General features: G+C 69.8%; 17 protein-coding genes. 6 read left to right on the plus strand and 11 right to left on the minus strand.

Translation table 11 applies throughout. The features are described from left to right. Positions 1 to 7: 7 nt before the first annotated feature. Positions 8 to 478, minus strand: a complete 471-nt coding sequence (locus tag FHR37_RS04515; RefSeq protein ID WP_092887607.1) for an NUDIX domain-containing protein — start codon at positions 476 to 478, stop codon at positions 8 to 10. 33 nt (positions 479 to 511) lie between these two features. Then, complete coding sequence (locus FHR37_RS04520; protein ID WP_092887610.1) at positions 512 to 931, minus strand: DoxX family protein; 420 nt, start codon at positions 929 to 931, stop codon at positions 512 to 514. 91 nt (positions 932 to 1,022) lie between these two features. Between FHR37_RS04520 and FHR37_RS04525 the strand changes: the two genes are divergently transcribed. After that, a complete protein-coding gene (locus FHR37_RS04525; RefSeq protein ID WP_175542742.1) occupies positions 1,023 to 1,664 on the plus strand; it encodes a TetR/AcrR family transcriptional regulator in 642 nt (213 codons plus the stop codon). 33 nt (positions 1,665 to 1,697) lie between these two features. Then, complete coding sequence (locus FHR37_RS04530; RefSeq protein ID WP_092887616.1) at positions 1,698 to 2,297, plus strand: nucleotidyltransferase domain-containing protein; 600 nt, start codon at positions 1,698 to 1,700, stop codon at positions 2,295 to 2,297. 117 nt (positions 2,298 to 2,414) lie between these two features. Here FHR37_RS04530 and FHR37_RS04535 read toward each other — a convergent pair whose 3' ends face one another. Beyond that, positions 2,415 to 2,765 carry an MmcQ/YjbR family DNA-binding protein gene (locus FHR37_RS04535; RefSeq protein ID WP_092887619.1) on the minus strand — a complete coding sequence of 117 codons (351 nt, stop codon included), beginning with the start codon at positions 2,763 to 2,765 and terminating at the stop codon, positions 2,415 to 2,417. A 156-nt stretch (positions 2,766 to 2,921) separates the two neighbouring features. On the opposite strand from FHR37_RS04535, the gene FHR37_RS04540 reads away from it, so the two are divergent. Next, a complete protein-coding gene (locus FHR37_RS04540) occupies positions 2,922 to 4,361 on the plus strand; it encodes an MFS transporter (protein WP_092887622.1) in 1,440 nt (479 codons plus the stop codon). A gap of 102 nt (positions 4,362 to 4,463) precedes the next feature. On the opposite strand, the gene FHR37_RS04545 is transcribed toward FHR37_RS04540, so the two are convergent. The 8 genes from FHR37_RS04545 to FHR37_RS04580 all read right to left on the minus strand — a co-directional run bounded on the left by FHR37_RS04545 (position 4,464) and on the right by FHR37_RS04580 (position 11,078). Then, positions 4,464 to 5,384, minus strand: coding sequence for a cation diffusion facilitator family transporter (locus tag FHR37_RS04545; protein WP_237769031.1), 921 nt, complete (start codon positions 5,382 to 5,384; stop codon positions 4,464 to 4,466). A gap of 234 nt (positions 5,385 to 5,618) precedes the next feature. Continuing rightward, positions 5,619 to 7,181: a multicopper oxidase family protein gene (locus tag FHR37_RS04550; RefSeq protein ID WP_092887628.1), complete on the minus strand. Its 1,563-nt coding sequence runs from the start codon at positions 7,179 to 7,181 to the stop codon at positions 5,619 to 5,621. An 89-nt stretch (positions 7,182 to 7,270) separates the two neighbouring features. After that, positions 7,271 to 7,762 (minus strand): hypothetical protein, encoded by a 492-nt coding sequence (locus FHR37_RS04555; protein ID WP_092887630.1) that lies wholly within the window; start codon positions 7,760 to 7,762, stop codon positions 7,271 to 7,273. Between the two features lie 89 nt (positions 7,763 to 7,851). After that, the gene (locus tag FHR37_RS32315; protein ID WP_175542743.1) at positions 7,852 to 8,271 is read right to left on the minus strand and encodes a GNAT family N-acetyltransferase; all 420 of its coding nucleotides are present in this window, start codon (positions 8,269 to 8,271) and stop codon (positions 7,852 to 7,854) included. A 28-nt stretch (positions 8,272 to 8,299) separates the two neighbouring features. After that, positions 8,300 to 8,971, minus strand: coding sequence for a DUF305 domain-containing protein (locus tag FHR37_RS04565; protein WP_092887636.1), 672 nt, complete (start codon positions 8,969 to 8,971; stop codon positions 8,300 to 8,302). An 89-nt stretch (positions 8,972 to 9,060) separates the two neighbouring features. Then, positions 9,061 to 9,669 carry a class I SAM-dependent methyltransferase gene (locus FHR37_RS04570; protein WP_092887639.1) on the minus strand — a complete coding sequence of 203 codons (609 nt, stop codon included), beginning with the start codon at positions 9,667 to 9,669 and terminating at the stop codon, positions 9,061 to 9,063. 82 nt (positions 9,670 to 9,751) lie between these two features. Further along, complete coding sequence (locus tag FHR37_RS04575; RefSeq protein ID WP_092887642.1) at positions 9,752 to 10,708, minus strand: M48 family metalloprotease; 957 nt, start codon at positions 10,706 to 10,708, stop codon at positions 9,752 to 9,754. Positions 10,709 to 10,712: 4 nt separating this feature from the next. Next, positions 10,713 to 11,078, minus strand: a complete 366-nt coding sequence (locus FHR37_RS04580) for a BlaI/MecI/CopY family transcriptional regulator (protein WP_092887645.1) — start codon at positions 11,076 to 11,078, stop codon at positions 10,713 to 10,715. Positions 11,079 to 11,190: 112 nt separating this feature from the next. On the opposite strand from FHR37_RS04580, the gene FHR37_RS04585 reads away from it, so the two are divergent. The 3 genes from FHR37_RS04585 (at position 11,191) to FHR37_RS04595 (ending at position 14,204) form a co-directional block, all read left to right on the plus strand. Then, entirely contained in the window at positions 11,191 to 11,853 is a 663-nt protein-coding gene (locus FHR37_RS04585) for a phosphatase PAP2 family protein (RefSeq protein WP_092887648.1), read from the plus strand. Further along, a complete protein-coding gene (locus tag FHR37_RS04590) occupies positions 11,850 to 13,238 on the plus strand; it encodes a bifunctional DedA family/phosphatase PAP2 family protein (protein WP_237769032.1) in 1,389 nt (462 codons plus the stop codon). Before FHR37_RS04585 ends, FHR37_RS04590 begins: the two co-directional genes overlap by 4 nt. 117 nt (positions 13,239 to 13,355) lie before the next feature. After that, entirely contained in the window at positions 13,356 to 14,204 is an 849-nt protein-coding gene (locus FHR37_RS04595) for an arylamine N-acetyltransferase family protein (RefSeq protein WP_092887655.1), read from the plus strand.

The raw sequence follows: 14,204 nt of genomic DNA on the forward strand, positions 1-14,204 counted from the left end.
GCCAGTTCTACAGGTCTGCCGGGTGCTCGTGGATGACCAGGGGACCGGCCAGGAGCGCCTCGAAGGACGACCGCGACGCGCACTTCTGCAGGCGTTCGGCAAGCGGACGTGGCCGCAGGTCCGCAGTGAGCAGTGAGTCCGTCGGTAACCACACCGCTCGGTAGCTTCCCGAATCGGAGTCGACCGGGCTCCCCATCTCAGGTCCGTCGCCGGTGCCGAACGTGCCGCCCGTCGACCGGGCAAGAAAGTAGTGTTGCTCGCGGCCACGGAAACGCACGACGGCGACCAACCCGTCGATGCGCACGTCGACACCGAGTTCCTCGGCGGCCTCGCGTACCGCCGCGTGCGGGTAGTCCTCGCCGGGTTCGAGCTGGCCTCCGGGCAGCACGTGATAGCGCCTGCCCGATCGGACCCGCTCGATCGCCGCGACGCATCCGTTCTCGACCATGATCACTCCCGCGCGTGGCACGTTGCCCATGCTAGGCGAGGTTCTTCGAAGTGCTCGGCGCGTTCAGAGGCGGCGAGTGGACGGGCGCAGTGCCCACGACAGCAGGGTCAGGCCGGTGTACGCGGTCGGCACGACCAGTCCGCTTGCCGGCTGGTGCACGGCGATGGTCGACGCGATCGCGCCGACCAGGTTGATCATGACTCCGGCGTACGCCCACTCCTTCAGCCGGGGCAGGCGAGGCGCCACCACCACCACGGCGGCGGCGATCTTCGCCGTACCCATGATGGTGGCGAGGTAGCCCGGGTATCCGAGCGCGATCATCACCGGGTAGAAGGGCGGCATCCGCAACAGGTCCATCGCGCCGCCGATCGCGCATTCGGCGACGACGAGTGTGGTGGCGCTCCAGTAGAGGCCCGCGCGCCAACGGGATCGCGTCGAAGGCGCTGGAGCCGTAGGCCGGAACGCGGTAGTCGTTCGGCTCATCGAGAAACCTCCCGCCGGAATCGGCCGGATCCTATCGATACGGTGCCGTTCCTATAGCATGGAACGCTACGCGTCCGATGGAGGTGGGGCAATGCCTTCGGCCAAGTCGACCAAGCCCTCTTCGGCCAAGCCCGCTTCGGCCAAGCAGGGTGAGCCGATCTCGCGAGGTGCCGGTGCCCGGCAGCGGGTGCTGCGCGCCGCTTTGGAGGTTCTCGACGAGCACGGCCTGCCCGGCTTCACCATGGAGGCGGTGGCCCGGCGCGCGAACGCCGGCAAGGCCACGCTCTACCGCCACTGGGACAGCGCCGGCGCACTCCTGATCGACGCCATGGACGCGACGTTCCAGCCGTTCCCCGTACCCGACACCGGTCAGGTCGAGACCGATCTCGCGCACCTGCTCACCGCGTTCGTCAGGTTGCTGGAGGAGACGCCGTTCCCGCGCCTGCTCGCCGCGTTCGTCGACGCCGCCGAGCGTGACCCGGCGCTGGCCGCACTGCACGCCGATCTCACCGAACGCCGCCGCGAGCCGGTCCTCGTCGTACTCGACCGCGCCCGCGAGCGCGGCCAGCTACCCGACCACCTCGACGCGGAGCTGGTCACCGACCTGCTCACCAGCCCGTTCTTCTACCGCCGGTTCGTCGCCCACCGGCCCATCCCGGACGGGATGGTCGACGACGTGATCGCGCACGTACTGGGGACCCGGATCTCGGCCGGGCGCCGCAAATCGTCGTGACGAACGAGCCGTCCGAGTGCGAGGCTTGCCCGCATGGGTGCGGACCTTGGGCGGTGGGAGCCGATGTCGGTCGAGGAAGTCGCCGGACTCTTCGGCCAGGTGACGACGCCGTGGTGGATCGCGGGCGGGTACGCGATCGAGTTGTACCTCGGGCAGCCGTTCCGCTCCCATGACGACATCGACGTACTCCTCCTGCGCCGTGACCAGGGAGTGGTCCACGAGGTGTTGCGGGGGTGGGACATCCACGCGGCCGATCCTCCCGGCACTCTCCGGCCGTGGCCCGCGGGGGAGACGCTGCCCGAGTCGGTGCACGACATCTGGTGCCGCGAACACCCGGACGGTCCGTGGCGCGTCCAGGTGATGCTGGACGTGGCCGAAGGCGAGGAGTGGGTGTCTCGCCGCGATCCCCGGATCCGTCGTCCGATCTCCACGCTGGGGCTTCGCTCAGCGGACGGTACGCCGTTCCTCCTGCCGGAGGTGCAGTTGTTCTACAAGGCCAGGGGTGCGCGGCCGAAGGACGAGGCCGACCGTGCCGCCGTCCTGCCACTGCTGAGCCCCGACGCACGTCGGTGGCTGGACGACGCGCTGGCGCTCACCGCTCCGGACCATCCCTGGCGAGCGGGTCTCGCCTGAGCCCGTCCGACCGGCGCCTGACAACCGTGGCTTGACACCTTGGGGCCTCGCAGGCCTCGCATCACCGAGATCCGTGACTGGTGAGCCAGTTCGCGGCTCCTATGCCGCCTACGCCGCCTATGCCTCGTGCGCCGGCCTGGCCTTGTAGGCCCGGACCAGGCGCGCGGGTGCCCGGTGGGCCCAGGCCTCTGTCACCAGCTCCACGACCACCGCGTCCGGCAGCCTCGGATAGGCGACGCGTACGGATACGAGCCGTCTGCCGTGCCAGTCCTCGGTGCAGATCTCCGGCCATTCGGCGACGGCCTCCCGGATCGCGTCCTCGCCGGGCATCAGGCTGATGCCGTTCTCGTCCAGTCCGCTGGCGAAGCGCGGCCGGCCGTGGACGCGGAACGACGGCCGGCCGCCGTGGTCGTACTCCTCGGCGCCAGGAAAGCTCGCTGCGAGTTCCCGCACCTGGTCGGAATTCACGCGCCGATGCTACCGACCGGCGCGCCTCGCTCGGTGGACCTCCCACCCTCGCCGAACAGCACTCCGGTGGGTGGAAGTGAGCTCGACGGTCCCGGATAGGGTACCCCCGTAGGGTATGGTCATCTGGTCGTAGTCGAGTCGAGGAGAAGAGAACTGATGGGTGCCGTCCACAGACCCGCGCGGCGGCGCGGGCTTGCGCTGGGGCTGATCGCCCTGGCGCAGTTCATGGTGATCATGGACACGTCGATCATCGGGGTCGCGCTGCCGAGGATCCAGACCGATCTGGGCTTCACCCAGGAGAACCTGTCCTGGGTCTTCAACGCCTACGTCGTGGCGTTCGGAGGGTTGTTGCTCCTGGGTGGCCGGTTGTCGGACCTGTACGGTGCGCGCCGAGTCTTCGGAGCCGGCTGGGTGACCCTGCTCGCCGGGTCGCTGGCGGCCGGCCTGGCCACCAGCCCCGGTGTCGAGCTCGCCGCACGAGCCGTCCAGGGTGCCGGCTCCGCGCTGATCGCGCCGTCCGCGCTGACGTTGTTGTTCATGCTGTTCGGGTCCGACCCGAAGGAGCTCACCAGGGCGCTGGCACTCTACGGGGCCGCCGCGCCGGCCGGTGGGACGGCGGGAGTGTTTCTCGGCGGGGTGCTCACGCAGTACGCGTCGTGGCCGTGGGTCTTCTTCGTGAACGTGCCGGTGGCGCTCCTCGCGTTGTTCGGCAGCCGGGCGCTGATGCCCGCCGGGGGAGGACGCGGCGGATCCGTCGACGTGGTGGGCGCGGTCACGGTCACCGCCGGCCTGGCTCTCGCGGTCTACGGCATCGTGCGCGCGCCGGAGGTGGGCTGGTTCTCCGGCTCGACCCTGGGCCTGCTCGGTGCGGCGCTGCTGCTGCTCGTGACCTTCGTCGTGGTGCAGGCCAACCGGCGTGAGCCGCTCATGCGGCTGACCATCTTCCGGCGGCCCGACCTGGCAGGGGCGAACCTCGCACAGCTGCTGCTGGGTGCCGCGTGGATTCCGATGTGGTTCTTCCTCAACCTTTACCTGCAACAGGTTCTGGGCTACAGCGAGTTCCCGGCTGGTGCGGCCCTGCTGCCGATGACCGGACTCATCATGCTCGGGATGATCGTGCTCGCGCCCAGGGCGATGGCCCGCTTCGGCGTACGCACGATAATCGTGACCGGCCTCGCGCTGCTCGCCGTCGCGATGGGCTGGCTGTCGTTCGTACGTCCCGACGGTAGCTTCTGGGTGGACGTCCTTCCCGCCAGCCTGCTGGCCGCGCTCGGCATGAGTCTCGCGTTCATCCCGTCGCTGGGCACGGCGATCTCGGCCGCACCGCCCGAGGACGGCGGTCTGGCGTCGGGAATCGTCAACGTCAGTTACCAGGTGGGCTCCGCGCTCGGCCTCGCCGTCGTCACCGCGATCGCCGCGGCCAACGGAGCCGGCCGGATCGGCGACGTCACGGCACTCACCGACGGGTTCTCGGCCGCCTTCGTGGGTGCGGCAGTGCTGGCCCTCCTCGGGGCCGGACTCGCCGTCGTCACCGTCCGGGGCAGGCGCGCCGTCGCCGCGACGGACGCCGACCCGGCGGAGAAGGTCGCCGCCTGACGAAGAAGCTCCACGGTTCGAGGGCCGGTGACCGAACCACGGTCACCGGCCCGGTCCCGTACCGAAGAGGAGTGAGCGGCCTCGTGTTCACCCGGAGGCGGGTCATTCGTGGTGGTGCGAGGTGCGGCGATGCGCGAGCTGACCCTGCGGGCCGAGGGGATTGGTGTGGATGTTGGCGTGGGAAAGGCGTGGCACCGCGTGCAGCAGACGGTGTTCGGTTTCGTGGGCGATGTCGTGGGCCTCGACGACGTTCAACTGTGCATCGACGGCGATGTCGAGCTCCGCATGGAGGGCATGGCCGACCCAGCGCAGACGTACGGTCTGCACAGCCCCGACACCAGGAGTCTCGGCGGCCACCTGTTCGGTGAGGTGCACCAGCTCCGGGTCGACCCCGTCCAGCAGCCGGCCGAAGACCTCGCGGGCGGCACCCCACAGCACGCTCACGATGGCCAGGGTGATCGCCAGGCCGACCACCGGGTCGGCCCACGACCAGCCGGCCGCGATGCCTCCGGCGGACAGCAGAACGGCGAGGCTGGTGAAGCCGTCGGTGCGGGCGTGCAGCCCGTCGGCGACCAGGGCAGCCGACCCGATCTGCCTGCCCACCTTGATGCGGTAGCGGGCGACGAGTTCGTTGCCGGCGAAGCCGACCACCCCGGCCACGGCGAGCCAGCCCAGGTTGGTGACGGGCCGAGGATGGGCGAGTCGGTCGACGGCCTCCCACGCGGCGAGACCGGCGGAGGCGGCGATGACCAGGACCACGACCAGCCCGGCCAGGTCCTCGGTGCGGCCGAGTCCGTAGGTGAACCGTCTGCTCGCGGCACGGCGGCCCAGCACGAACGCGATCGCGAGAGGGACCGCGGTCAGTGCGTCCGCGAAGTTGTGCAGGGTGTCGCCCAGCAAAGCCACCGAACCGGTCACGCCGACCAGGACAGCCTGGGCGAGCGCGGTGACCGTCAGGGCGGCGAAGGAGATCCACAAAGCACGCATGCCTCGCTTACTGGCCTCCAGCGCCCCGTCGATCACGTCGGCACTGTCATGACCGTGCGGGGCGACGACGTGCCGGAGCCTGGCGAGCCACGATCGGGACCCGTGCGCGTGGCCGTGCCCGTGTCCATGTCCGTGCCCATGTGCATGCTTCTGACTGTCAGAGTGGGACGAGGTCACGACACAAGGATCACACCCGAACCCGATTGCAGCACCCCGTGAACAGCGATGCCGGCGCAACCGCGAAACATGTGCACCAGGCCCGGCGGGATCCTACGTTCGGTATCCGAGGAGGGTCATCATGCCTGCTTCGGCGTGGTAGACGTTGTGGCAGTGCAGCATCCAGATGCCCGGGTTGTCGGCGTCGAAGTCGACCGTGAGTGTCCTGCGGGGCAGCACGATCGCGGTGTCCTTGCGCAGGCCGTTGCCCAGGGCGAACGTGTGGCCGTGCAGGTGGATCGGGTGCCACATGGTGGTGGTGTTGACGAAGTTGAGCCGTACGCGTTCACCGGCCCGCACCGGTGTGACGTGGGACAGGTTGTAGGGCTTGTTGTCGAAGGCCCAGTCGTACTTCATCATCGAGCCGGTCAGCTTCAGCGTCCGCGTACGGTCGGGGGCGCGGTCGGCGAGCCGGACGTCCTCGGCGGGCTTCAGCTCGCGGTAGGAGACCACGTGGCCGTCGAGTTCGCGAGGCCGCACACGTGCTGTTGGGGCAGACCCCGAGCCTGTACGTACGACCGCGAGCGCGGTGGCCTTCTTGCCCTCGGCCAGCGCGACCAGCGGGAAGACGCCGGAGTCGAGGGTGACAACGACGTCGTAGCGTTCGCCCATGCCCAGCAGGAGGGCGTCGGTCTGCACCGGTTTCACGGCGTACCCGTCGGTGTGGGTGACCGTCATGCGGTGGCCGCCGAGGGCGACCCTGAACGCGGTGTCCCCGGAGGCGTTGATCAACCGGATACGCAGCCGGGTTCCGGGCTTGCCCCGGTAGGTCGCCGGGGCGGTGGGCAACCTGCCGTTGACAAGGAAGTGGGGGTAGCGCACGTCGCCCGCGTCGCCGCCGAGCAGGGGACTCGTGGCGCCCATCATCATGTAGCCGCTGTCGCCACTCATGCCACCACCCATGCCGCGGCGGAGTTCGGCCAGGACCTTCTCGGGAGTCCCGGTGATGCCGTCCAGCCAGTCGTCGAGGACGACGATCCACTCGTCGTCGTAGTCGAGCGGCTCGTTCGGGTCCTCGACGATCAGTGGTGCGTACAGGCCGCGGTCCAGTTGCGGGCCGGTGTGTGGATGGAACCAGTACGTGCCCGGGTTCGCCGCGGTGAACTCGTAGGTGAAGTCCTTACCTGCCGGAACGTCCTTCTGGGTGACGCCGGGTACGCCGTCGGCGTTGTTGCGCAGGGAAAGGCCGTGCCAGTGCACGGTGGTGTCGGCGGGGAGCTCGTTGGTCAGCCGGGCGCGGACCACCTCGCCCGCGGTGACCCGGATCGGCGTGCCGGGCAGTTGGCCGCCGTAGGTCCAGGTGGTGACCGTCCTTCCGCCGAGGTCGACCTCGCCGGCGGTGGCGGTGAGGCGGACGTCGCGGACCTTGCCCGGCTTGCGGGCCGCTTCGGCCGCCCGGACCTGCGGCCCGTCCGGGTCGACGAACCCTGCCGGCAGCCGTCCGGAGGCGTGTGCGGTGGGAGTGGCGGCGGAGTCCTCGCCCATGGAGCCGTGGCCCATCGACTTGTGGTCCATGGACCCGGCAGAGGTGTTGTCGTCGCCGCAGGAGGCGAGCAGGCCCGCGCTGGCAGTGGCCAGCGCGGTGCGCAGAAGGGTACGTCGATCAACTGGACGCATGGTGGAGTTACCTCACGATCGTCGAAGTGCAGCGGTGTGGGAGTACGCCGAAGTCCGGGCGCGACGAGATCGCGACCGGGTGGGCGTTCCTAGATCCGCTGCACCGACAGATCGGCGAGGTGAAGACCGACAGCAGGCAGGTCAGGTGGTCCGCGGGTGCCGGACCCGCCGACGCCCGTGCCGAGATGGCGTCGCACCGCGGTGCCATCGTCCCGGAGGAGCCGTACCAGCCGGCCGGCGATCATCAGGCCGAGCATCGTGAGTACGCCCAGGCAGACCGACAGCGGATCCAGCCCCATGCCGGGCCCGCCAGGTTGGTGGGACGACACCGCGAGGTGCATGCCCGGAATGATCGAGGGGGCGTCGCCACCCATGCCCATGCCCGCCGTGTCAGCCGTCGCCAGGTCGACGTGCTCGGAGGGCTGGCTGGAGTGAGGGGAGTGAGGCGCCCCGGCTGAGGTGCTCATCGCCGGCGCGTCGTGGGAGGAGGGGTGCCCGAGCGTGTGCATCCCCACAACTCCGAGCGTGAGCAGGCCAAGGAGGAGCAACCGCACCGCGGCGGACCCCGACCTGCCGATCATCGCGTTCTCCCTGCTCGTGGCCTTTGGCGCTTCACGGTAACTCACCTGCCTGGGACCCTGCCCACACAGCGCCCGTCGCGGGTGTCTCGTCAGCCCGCGATGTCCTTACGCATGAGGAGAAACGCGTGCCCGGCCGGATAGCCGTCGGCCCGCCCCACCACCTCGAAGCCATGTCGCCGGTAGAAGCCCGGTGCCTGGAACGAGTGCGTGTGGAGAACGATCTGGGTGCAGGAGCGCGTGCGGGCTTCCTCGGTGACCACCTGGAGCAGTCGGGAACCGAGGCCGGATCCGCGCCGGTCCTCCCGTACCCACAGGGACTCGATCCAGCACGTGCCGCCCCAGACCCAGCCGGCCACGCCGGCCATGACCTCACCGGCGTCGTCGCGTACGGCAGCTGTCACCGACCCGCCGAAGACGATCCCCGTCTTCGCGACGTTGAAGCTGTTGATCCGGTCCGCGAGGAAACCGGCGAGCTCCGGGTCCGCGCTTCCACACCGAACGTCCGTCACCGGCGACATGCTGCCAGACGCTGCCGGGTCAGAGGCTCTTCAGGAGTGCGCGCATCTGGGTGATCTCGGCGGCCTGGCTGGTGGCGATGTGGGCAGCCAGGCTCTTGGCCGGTGGATAGATGCCCTTCTTTGTTTCGACCTTGGCCATCTCGATCGCGCCGGCATGGTGGCGGATCATCATCTGCAGGAACATCCGGTCGAACCCCGCCCCCGAAGCGTGGCGCATCCCGTCCATGTCCTCGTTGTCCATCATGCCGGGCATGTGAGGACCGGGAGTCATGCCGTGGCTCGTCATGTGCGGGCCCGGCATGGTGTGGCCGGGCGTCATGCCGTGACCCGGAGAGTGTTCGCCGGGTTCCTCCATGTGGGGCGCCATGTCGTGCCCCAGGCTGGGTACGGGTTCGCCCCAGGCCTTCAACCAGGCGGTCATCTCCGCGATCTCGGGCTCCTGGGCCTTCTCGATCCGCTTGGCCAGTGCCTTCACCTGTGGACTGGACGCACGAGTCGCGGCCAGCTCGCTCATCACCACCGCCTGCTCGTGGTGAGGGATCATTCCCTGCGCGAACGCCACGTCCTGCGCGTTGTGCTTTCCGGCCGGCGCGGACGCGGTGGGGGACGCGGCACCGGGCTCCTGCGTGGTGCCCGGGTCGCTGGGCCCGCACCCTGTGAGGAGCGCGCCGATCGCTGTGGCGACGGCCATCAGGGTCAGTTTCTGGTACGGGCGCCGAACGCCGCTCCGTGACAGGCTCACGGTGCATCTGGTTACCCAGGCGGCGAAGACCCGACACTTCAGGCGGCGTCGGGGGCCTTCCGCCCGGTGAGCTCGACGGCGGGGCTGTTCCTGCGGCGAGGGCGCAGGTTGAGTACGACGTCCTCGAAGCCCGCCTCCTCTGCCGCCCGCCGTAACTCCTCCGGCGGTCGGCCGAGGACGTGCCGATGGACTGTGAGGACGAGTCGACCACCAGGCCGCAGCACCCGCGCGAGCTCGGCGAATCCGTCCGGCAGCCGCCAGAGCATCACGTTGTTCACCGAGATGGCGACATCGAGGCTTGCCGCCTCGGCGCCGGTGACCTCGGCGGTCCCGCTGCGAAGCTCGACGGTGCCGTTCCGGATCTCGGCCGCGCAGCGTTCGGCCGCCATCCGGCGCATCGTCTCGGACGGGTCGACGCCCACCACGTGTCCGGTGGGCCCCACCGCATGCGCGGCGAGCGCCAGCCCCACGCCCGGGCCGTGGCCGACCACCAGCACCTGTTCGCCCGGCTTCAGCTCACCGGTACCGACCGCCCACCTCTCCTGTTCGGCGTTGCCACGCGCCATGAGCCGGCCGCCGAGCCGGCCGAGGAGTCCCCGTGGATGTCCGAACGCCGGATCCACGATGCGTATCAGCAGGTTGTTCATACCCGGAGCCCACCACAACGCCGGCCCTGGTGCGACACAAAAGCGGGGATACGTGGGAAGAGTTCGGTAGGCACGGCGTACGTCAGTGGTGCGGTGCCGACGTCGTGGTGGCCTGTTCGAAGAGGTGCTCGCCCTGGCGTTCGACGGTTGCTCCGCCCACGGTCACCACGACCAGGAGCGCGACGACGGCGGCGATCCCGGCGCGGACGTGCCGAGTGGGCGGGTCGATGAGGGCCTGAACCCTCGTCGGTACGTCACCTCCGACCGCGGCGGTCGCGGCGCCGTCGGCCCGCGCGGGCAGAGCGGACAGGGTGGACACAGCCCGGGTGTGAGCCTGGCGGGTGAGGGCGGCGCGTGCCAGGGCCCGGGCCACGAGGCGGCGGTTCGCCACGTCCGCGGCGGCGTCCTCGTCGGCCCAGCGTTCCACCGCATGGCGTACGGCCTGGGACATACGTGAGAGGAACGGGTTCGACGCCGCCGCGACGTCCGCCGCGAGGATCCACCAACTGTGCCGGTGCCGGACGTGGGACCGCTCGTGCGCGAGCAGGGCTGCCTTCTCGTCGTCGGTCAGGGGCGCCAGCATGCCCCGGGTGACGATGATCCGGCCGGTGGCCTCCGGTGTGGCGAACGCGTCGGGGACATCGCTGTCGACCACCACCACCGCGCCGGGCTCGCCGAGCCGTCCGCAGGCGCGGTGGATCCGCAGCAACGCGCGGGTCCGTGCGGCCAGCCGCAGCATCGTCCGTACACACACCACGGCGAGTACACCCAGGGCGATCTCGGCGATCGCGGGCGCGATCGGTGCCAGTGCACGTAGCCGCTGTGGTGACCAGGGGCCGAGTTCGGCGATCTCCGCGTCCTGCCCGATCCAGGTGAACGCCGTGACCGCCAGCACGAACCACGCCGCCGCGCTGACCGCCAGTCCGGCGGGGACGAGCAGCCTGGTCGCCAGGGCCGGGGGAAGGCTCCGAGCCAGCGCGGGCGCGACCCAGCCGTACGCGCCGGCGCAGGCCAGGACCACAACCACGGATCCGATCATCGGATCACTCCTGGTCGGTCGAGCGGAGTAGCCGGGTCAGCAGGTCCTCGTCCTCCGGGGAGAGGCTGCCGACGAACCTGGTGAGGACCGCGCCGCGGTCGGTGTCGCCATCCAGCAGGCGTCTCATCTGGAACGCCGTCACCTGGGCAGGGTCGCGCACGATCTCGTAGCGGTATCCGCGCCCGACCGGGGAGCGGGTGACCCGTCCCTTGCGGTGGAGCCGGCCGAGCACCGTGGTGATCGTGTTGTACGCCAGTGCGTCGCCGAGCCGCTCGCGGACCTGGCCCGCGGTCATCGGACCGTCCGACGGGTCGAGGGCGGTGAGGATCTCCTGTTCAAGATCACCGTGCCCGCGTCGAGGCAAAGTCACGCGTCCTCCTGAGACTACAAAACTTGTAGTAGTACCCTCCACCTACAAAGACTGTAGGTGACGCCAGGTGATCTCGAGGCTGCGGCCGCACTACCGATAGGAGAACGGCCTCATGGGCACAGTGATGCTTGCCTCCGCGGCCGGGCAGCTGCCGGAGGATCCGGCGTGGTTCCGGGCGGTCAACGCCTTTTCCCGGGCGACCGGGTGGCTGCACGCGCCGATCACCGCGTACGCGAAGTTCGGCGTTGTGTTGTTCGCCCTCCTGCTGCTGTGGGGATGGTGGACGGCCCGCGGGACCAGCGACCTGGCCAGAGTCGCCGCGGCACTGTGGGCGCCGGTGGGAATGCTCGTCGCCGTCGGGCTGAACCAGCCGATCGTGCACGGCGTACACGAAGCACGCCCCTACACCGCGCTGCCGCACGTGCTGGTCCTGGTGTCCCGCAGTACCGACGCCTCGTTCCCCAGCGACCACGCGACGATGGCGGGAGCGGTGGCGGCCGGCCTGTTCCTGGTCAGCCGCCGCCTCGGCCTGGTCGGACTCCTCGCCGCGCTGGTGATGGCGTTTGCGCGGGTGTATGTCGGCGCACACTTCCCCGGTGACGTACTGGCCGGGCTGTTGGTGGGAGCGGCGGTGTCGGTGATCGGCTTCGCCCTGTGCCGCCGTCCGCTGGTATGGCTGGTGGACACATTGGCCCGTACGCCGTTGCGTCCGCTGCTGTCCGTCGTACCTCCGCCCGAAACGGTCGACGCGCCCGGGGATCGCGTGGCCACGTGATCAACACGGTTGCGTCGTACATCCTGGCGCTGCCGGCCTGGGTGGCGCTGGTGGTGGTGTTCGCGCTTCCCGCGCTGGAGTCGTCGGCGTTCGTGGGGTTCGTCTTTCCCGGCGAGATCGCGCTGATCCTGGGCGGAGTGCTGGCGTACGAGGGCCGGGTCGGCCTGGCCGCGGTCCTGATCGCGGGGATCGGTGGTGCGGTGGTCGGGGACTCCGTCGGTTACCTGGTCGGTCGCAGGTACGGCCGGCGGCTGCTCGAGGGCACGCTGGGCAAGCTGGTCAACCACAAACACTTCGATCGCGCGGAGCGCTACCTTGCCGAGCGCGGAGGGAAGGCGGTGTTTCTCGGCCGCTTCACCGCCGCGTTGCGGGTGATGATCCCCGGCCTGTCGGGCATGGCGCGCATGCGCTACCCGAAGTTCGCCGCGTTCAACATCGCCGGTGGTGTCGCCTGGGGCGCCATGTGTGTGCTGCTGGGCTACCTGGGTGGAAGCAGTTGGCGGCACGTGGAACACCTGGCGTCCCGCATCGGGCTGGGTGTCCTGGCCGTCGTCATCGTGCTGGCGGTGGCCGGGTATCTGCTCCGCCGGGCGTCCGGCGGCTGGTGGCGTCGGCAGGGGGAGCGGATCCGCGAGAGTCGGCCCGCGACCTGGGTGATGAGCCGGTTCCCCGGACAGGTGGACTGGGTCGTCGCCCGGCTCGACGCGAGTGCGACGACGGGCCTCGCGCTGACCGTCTCCGTGGTGGTGGCCGTCGGGTCGACGTGGGCTTTCCTCGGCATCACCCAGGACGTGCTCGCTCACGAGGAGTTCGCGACGATCGACCCGACCGTCCACACCTGGGTGCTCCACCACCGCGTGGCCTGGCTGAACGACGTCCTGCGGGTCGTGACCTGGCTCGGATCGAACACCTTTCTGCTACCTGGCTTGGCGATCGCGGCCATCGTGCTGGTCCGGCAGCGCCGATCGTGGGGCCCGGTGGTCGCGATCGTCGCGTCCTACGGATCCGCCCTGTTGGTCCATGCGGTGGTCCGGGAGTGGGTGCACAGAGCCCGCCCACCGTCGGCGGACTGGCTGTCCGGCGCGGGTGGCTGGTCCTATCCCTCCGGCCACACGATCCAGGCGACCGTGGCATGGGGGATCGTCGCCATCCTGGCACTGAGTGGCGTCTCGGCGCGTACTCGCCCGGTGGTCGCCTCCGCCGCCGCCGGCGTGGTGCTGCTCGTGGCCGCCAGCAGGATCTACCTCGGCGTGCACTGGCCCACCGACGTACTCGCCTCGCTCGCCCTCGGAGTCGGCCTGCTGAGCCTGTACGGCATTGCCCGCCTGGCGATGCTCGCCCGGCGCGAGGTCGCACAAGAGGCGGAGCAACTCGAACCCGCCTGACGAGCCCGCCCGACCACTCGACGGTCACAGTCGATCTGCGTCCCGGCCATGAATGCCCAAGCGGGCTTACGGTGAGCACATGATGCCGATGGTGGTCCCGGTGATTCCGGTCGACGCGTGAGGTTCCCGAGCCTGGATGAAGATCTGGTCGATCGGTATCTCCGTCATCTCCAGATCCCGCCACCGTCCACGCCCTCGCCGGACGGCCTCAGGCTCCTCCACCGTGCCCACCTGAATCACGTGCCGTACGAGAACATCGAGATCCAACTCGGGTGGCCGACATCGATCGATCCCGCCGAGTCGGTACAGAGAATCCTCACCGGGCGCGGCGGCTACTGCTATCACCTCAACGGTTCCTTCGGTGCCCTTCTCTCCAGCCTCGGCTACGACGCCGCGCCGGTACGAGCGACGATTCGAACGTCAGTGGGCCGCCGTCCGTGGGGGAGTCATCTCGTCGTACTCGTTCGGTTCCCACAGGGACTGTGGCTCGCGGACGTCGGCCTGGGCGACGGCTTCCACGACCCCGCGCCACTGGCCGCCGGCATGGTCGACCAACCGCCGTTCGCCTACCGCCTCGAACATCTCGGCGGTCCCACTTGGCGGTTCCATCACGACCGGCGCTCGTCGATCGCCGGATTCGACCTCGATGTTCGGCCTGTGCCTCTGGGGGAGTTCCGGCCGATGCACGAGTGGATGTCGACTGCGCCTGACTCCTCGTTCGTACGGAAGTTCGTCGTCCAGGCGCGGCGAGCAGACCACACTCTCGTCCTGCGCGGCTGCGTCCTCACCCGGGTCGACGCCGACGGGCGAACGGACCGGGATGTCTCTGCGGAGGACGAGTGGTTCGGGCTGCTGTGCAACGAGTTCGGCCTTCGCGTCGATGCGGTCGGGGCTGACCTACTTTCCAAGTTGTGGCAACGGGTTCGCGCCTCCCACGAAGCCTGGGATCGCGCGGGCCGGCCATAG

The organism is Actinopolymorpha cephalotaxi (assembly GCF_013408535.1).
GTDB classification, from domain to species: Bacteria; Actinomycetota; Actinomycetes; order Propionibacteriales; family Actinopolymorphaceae; genus Actinopolymorpha; species Actinopolymorpha cephalotaxi.

Coding starts and splice junctions, on each gene's coding strand:
- FHR37_RS04515 (WP_092887607.1), bottom strand. CDS start 478: ATGGGCAACGTGCCACGCGCGGGAGTGATCATGGTCGAGAACGGATGC.
- FHR37_RS04520 (WP_092887610.1), bottom strand. CDS start 931: ATGAGCCGAACGACTACCGCGTTCCGGCCTACGGCTCCAGCGCCTTCG.
- FHR37_RS04525 (WP_175542742.1), top strand. CDS start 1,023: ATGCCTTCGGCCAAGTCGACCAAGCCCTCTTCGGCCAAGCCCGCTTCG.
- FHR37_RS04530 (WP_092887616.1), top strand. CDS start 1,698: ATGGGTGCGGACCTTGGGCGGTGGGAGCCGATGTCGGTCGAGGAAGTC.
- FHR37_RS04540 (WP_092887622.1), top strand. CDS start 2,922: ATGGGTGCCGTCCACAGACCCGCGCGGCGGCGCGGGCTTGCGCTGGGG.
- FHR37_RS04550 (WP_092887628.1), bottom strand. CDS start 7,181: ATGCGTCCAGTTGATCGACGTACCCTTCTGCGCACCGCGCTGGCCACT.
- FHR37_RS04555 (WP_092887630.1), bottom strand. CDS start 7,762: ATGATCGGCAGGTCGGGGTCCGCCGCGGTGCGGTTGCTCCTCCTTGGC.
- FHR37_RS04565 (WP_092887636.1), bottom strand. CDS start 8,971: ATGGCCGTCGCCACAGCGATCGGCGCGCTCCTCACAGGGTGCGGGCCC.
- FHR37_RS04570 (WP_092887639.1), bottom strand. CDS start 9,669: ATGAACAACCTGCTGATACGCATCGTGGATCCGGCGTTCGGACATCCA.
- FHR37_RS04575 (WP_092887642.1), bottom strand. CDS start 10,708: ATGATCGGATCCGTGGTTGTGGTCCTGGCCTGCGCCGGCGCGTACGGC.
- FHR37_RS04585 (WP_092887648.1), top strand. CDS start 11,191: ATGGGCACAGTGATGCTTGCCTCCGCGGCCGGGCAGCTGCCGGAGGAT.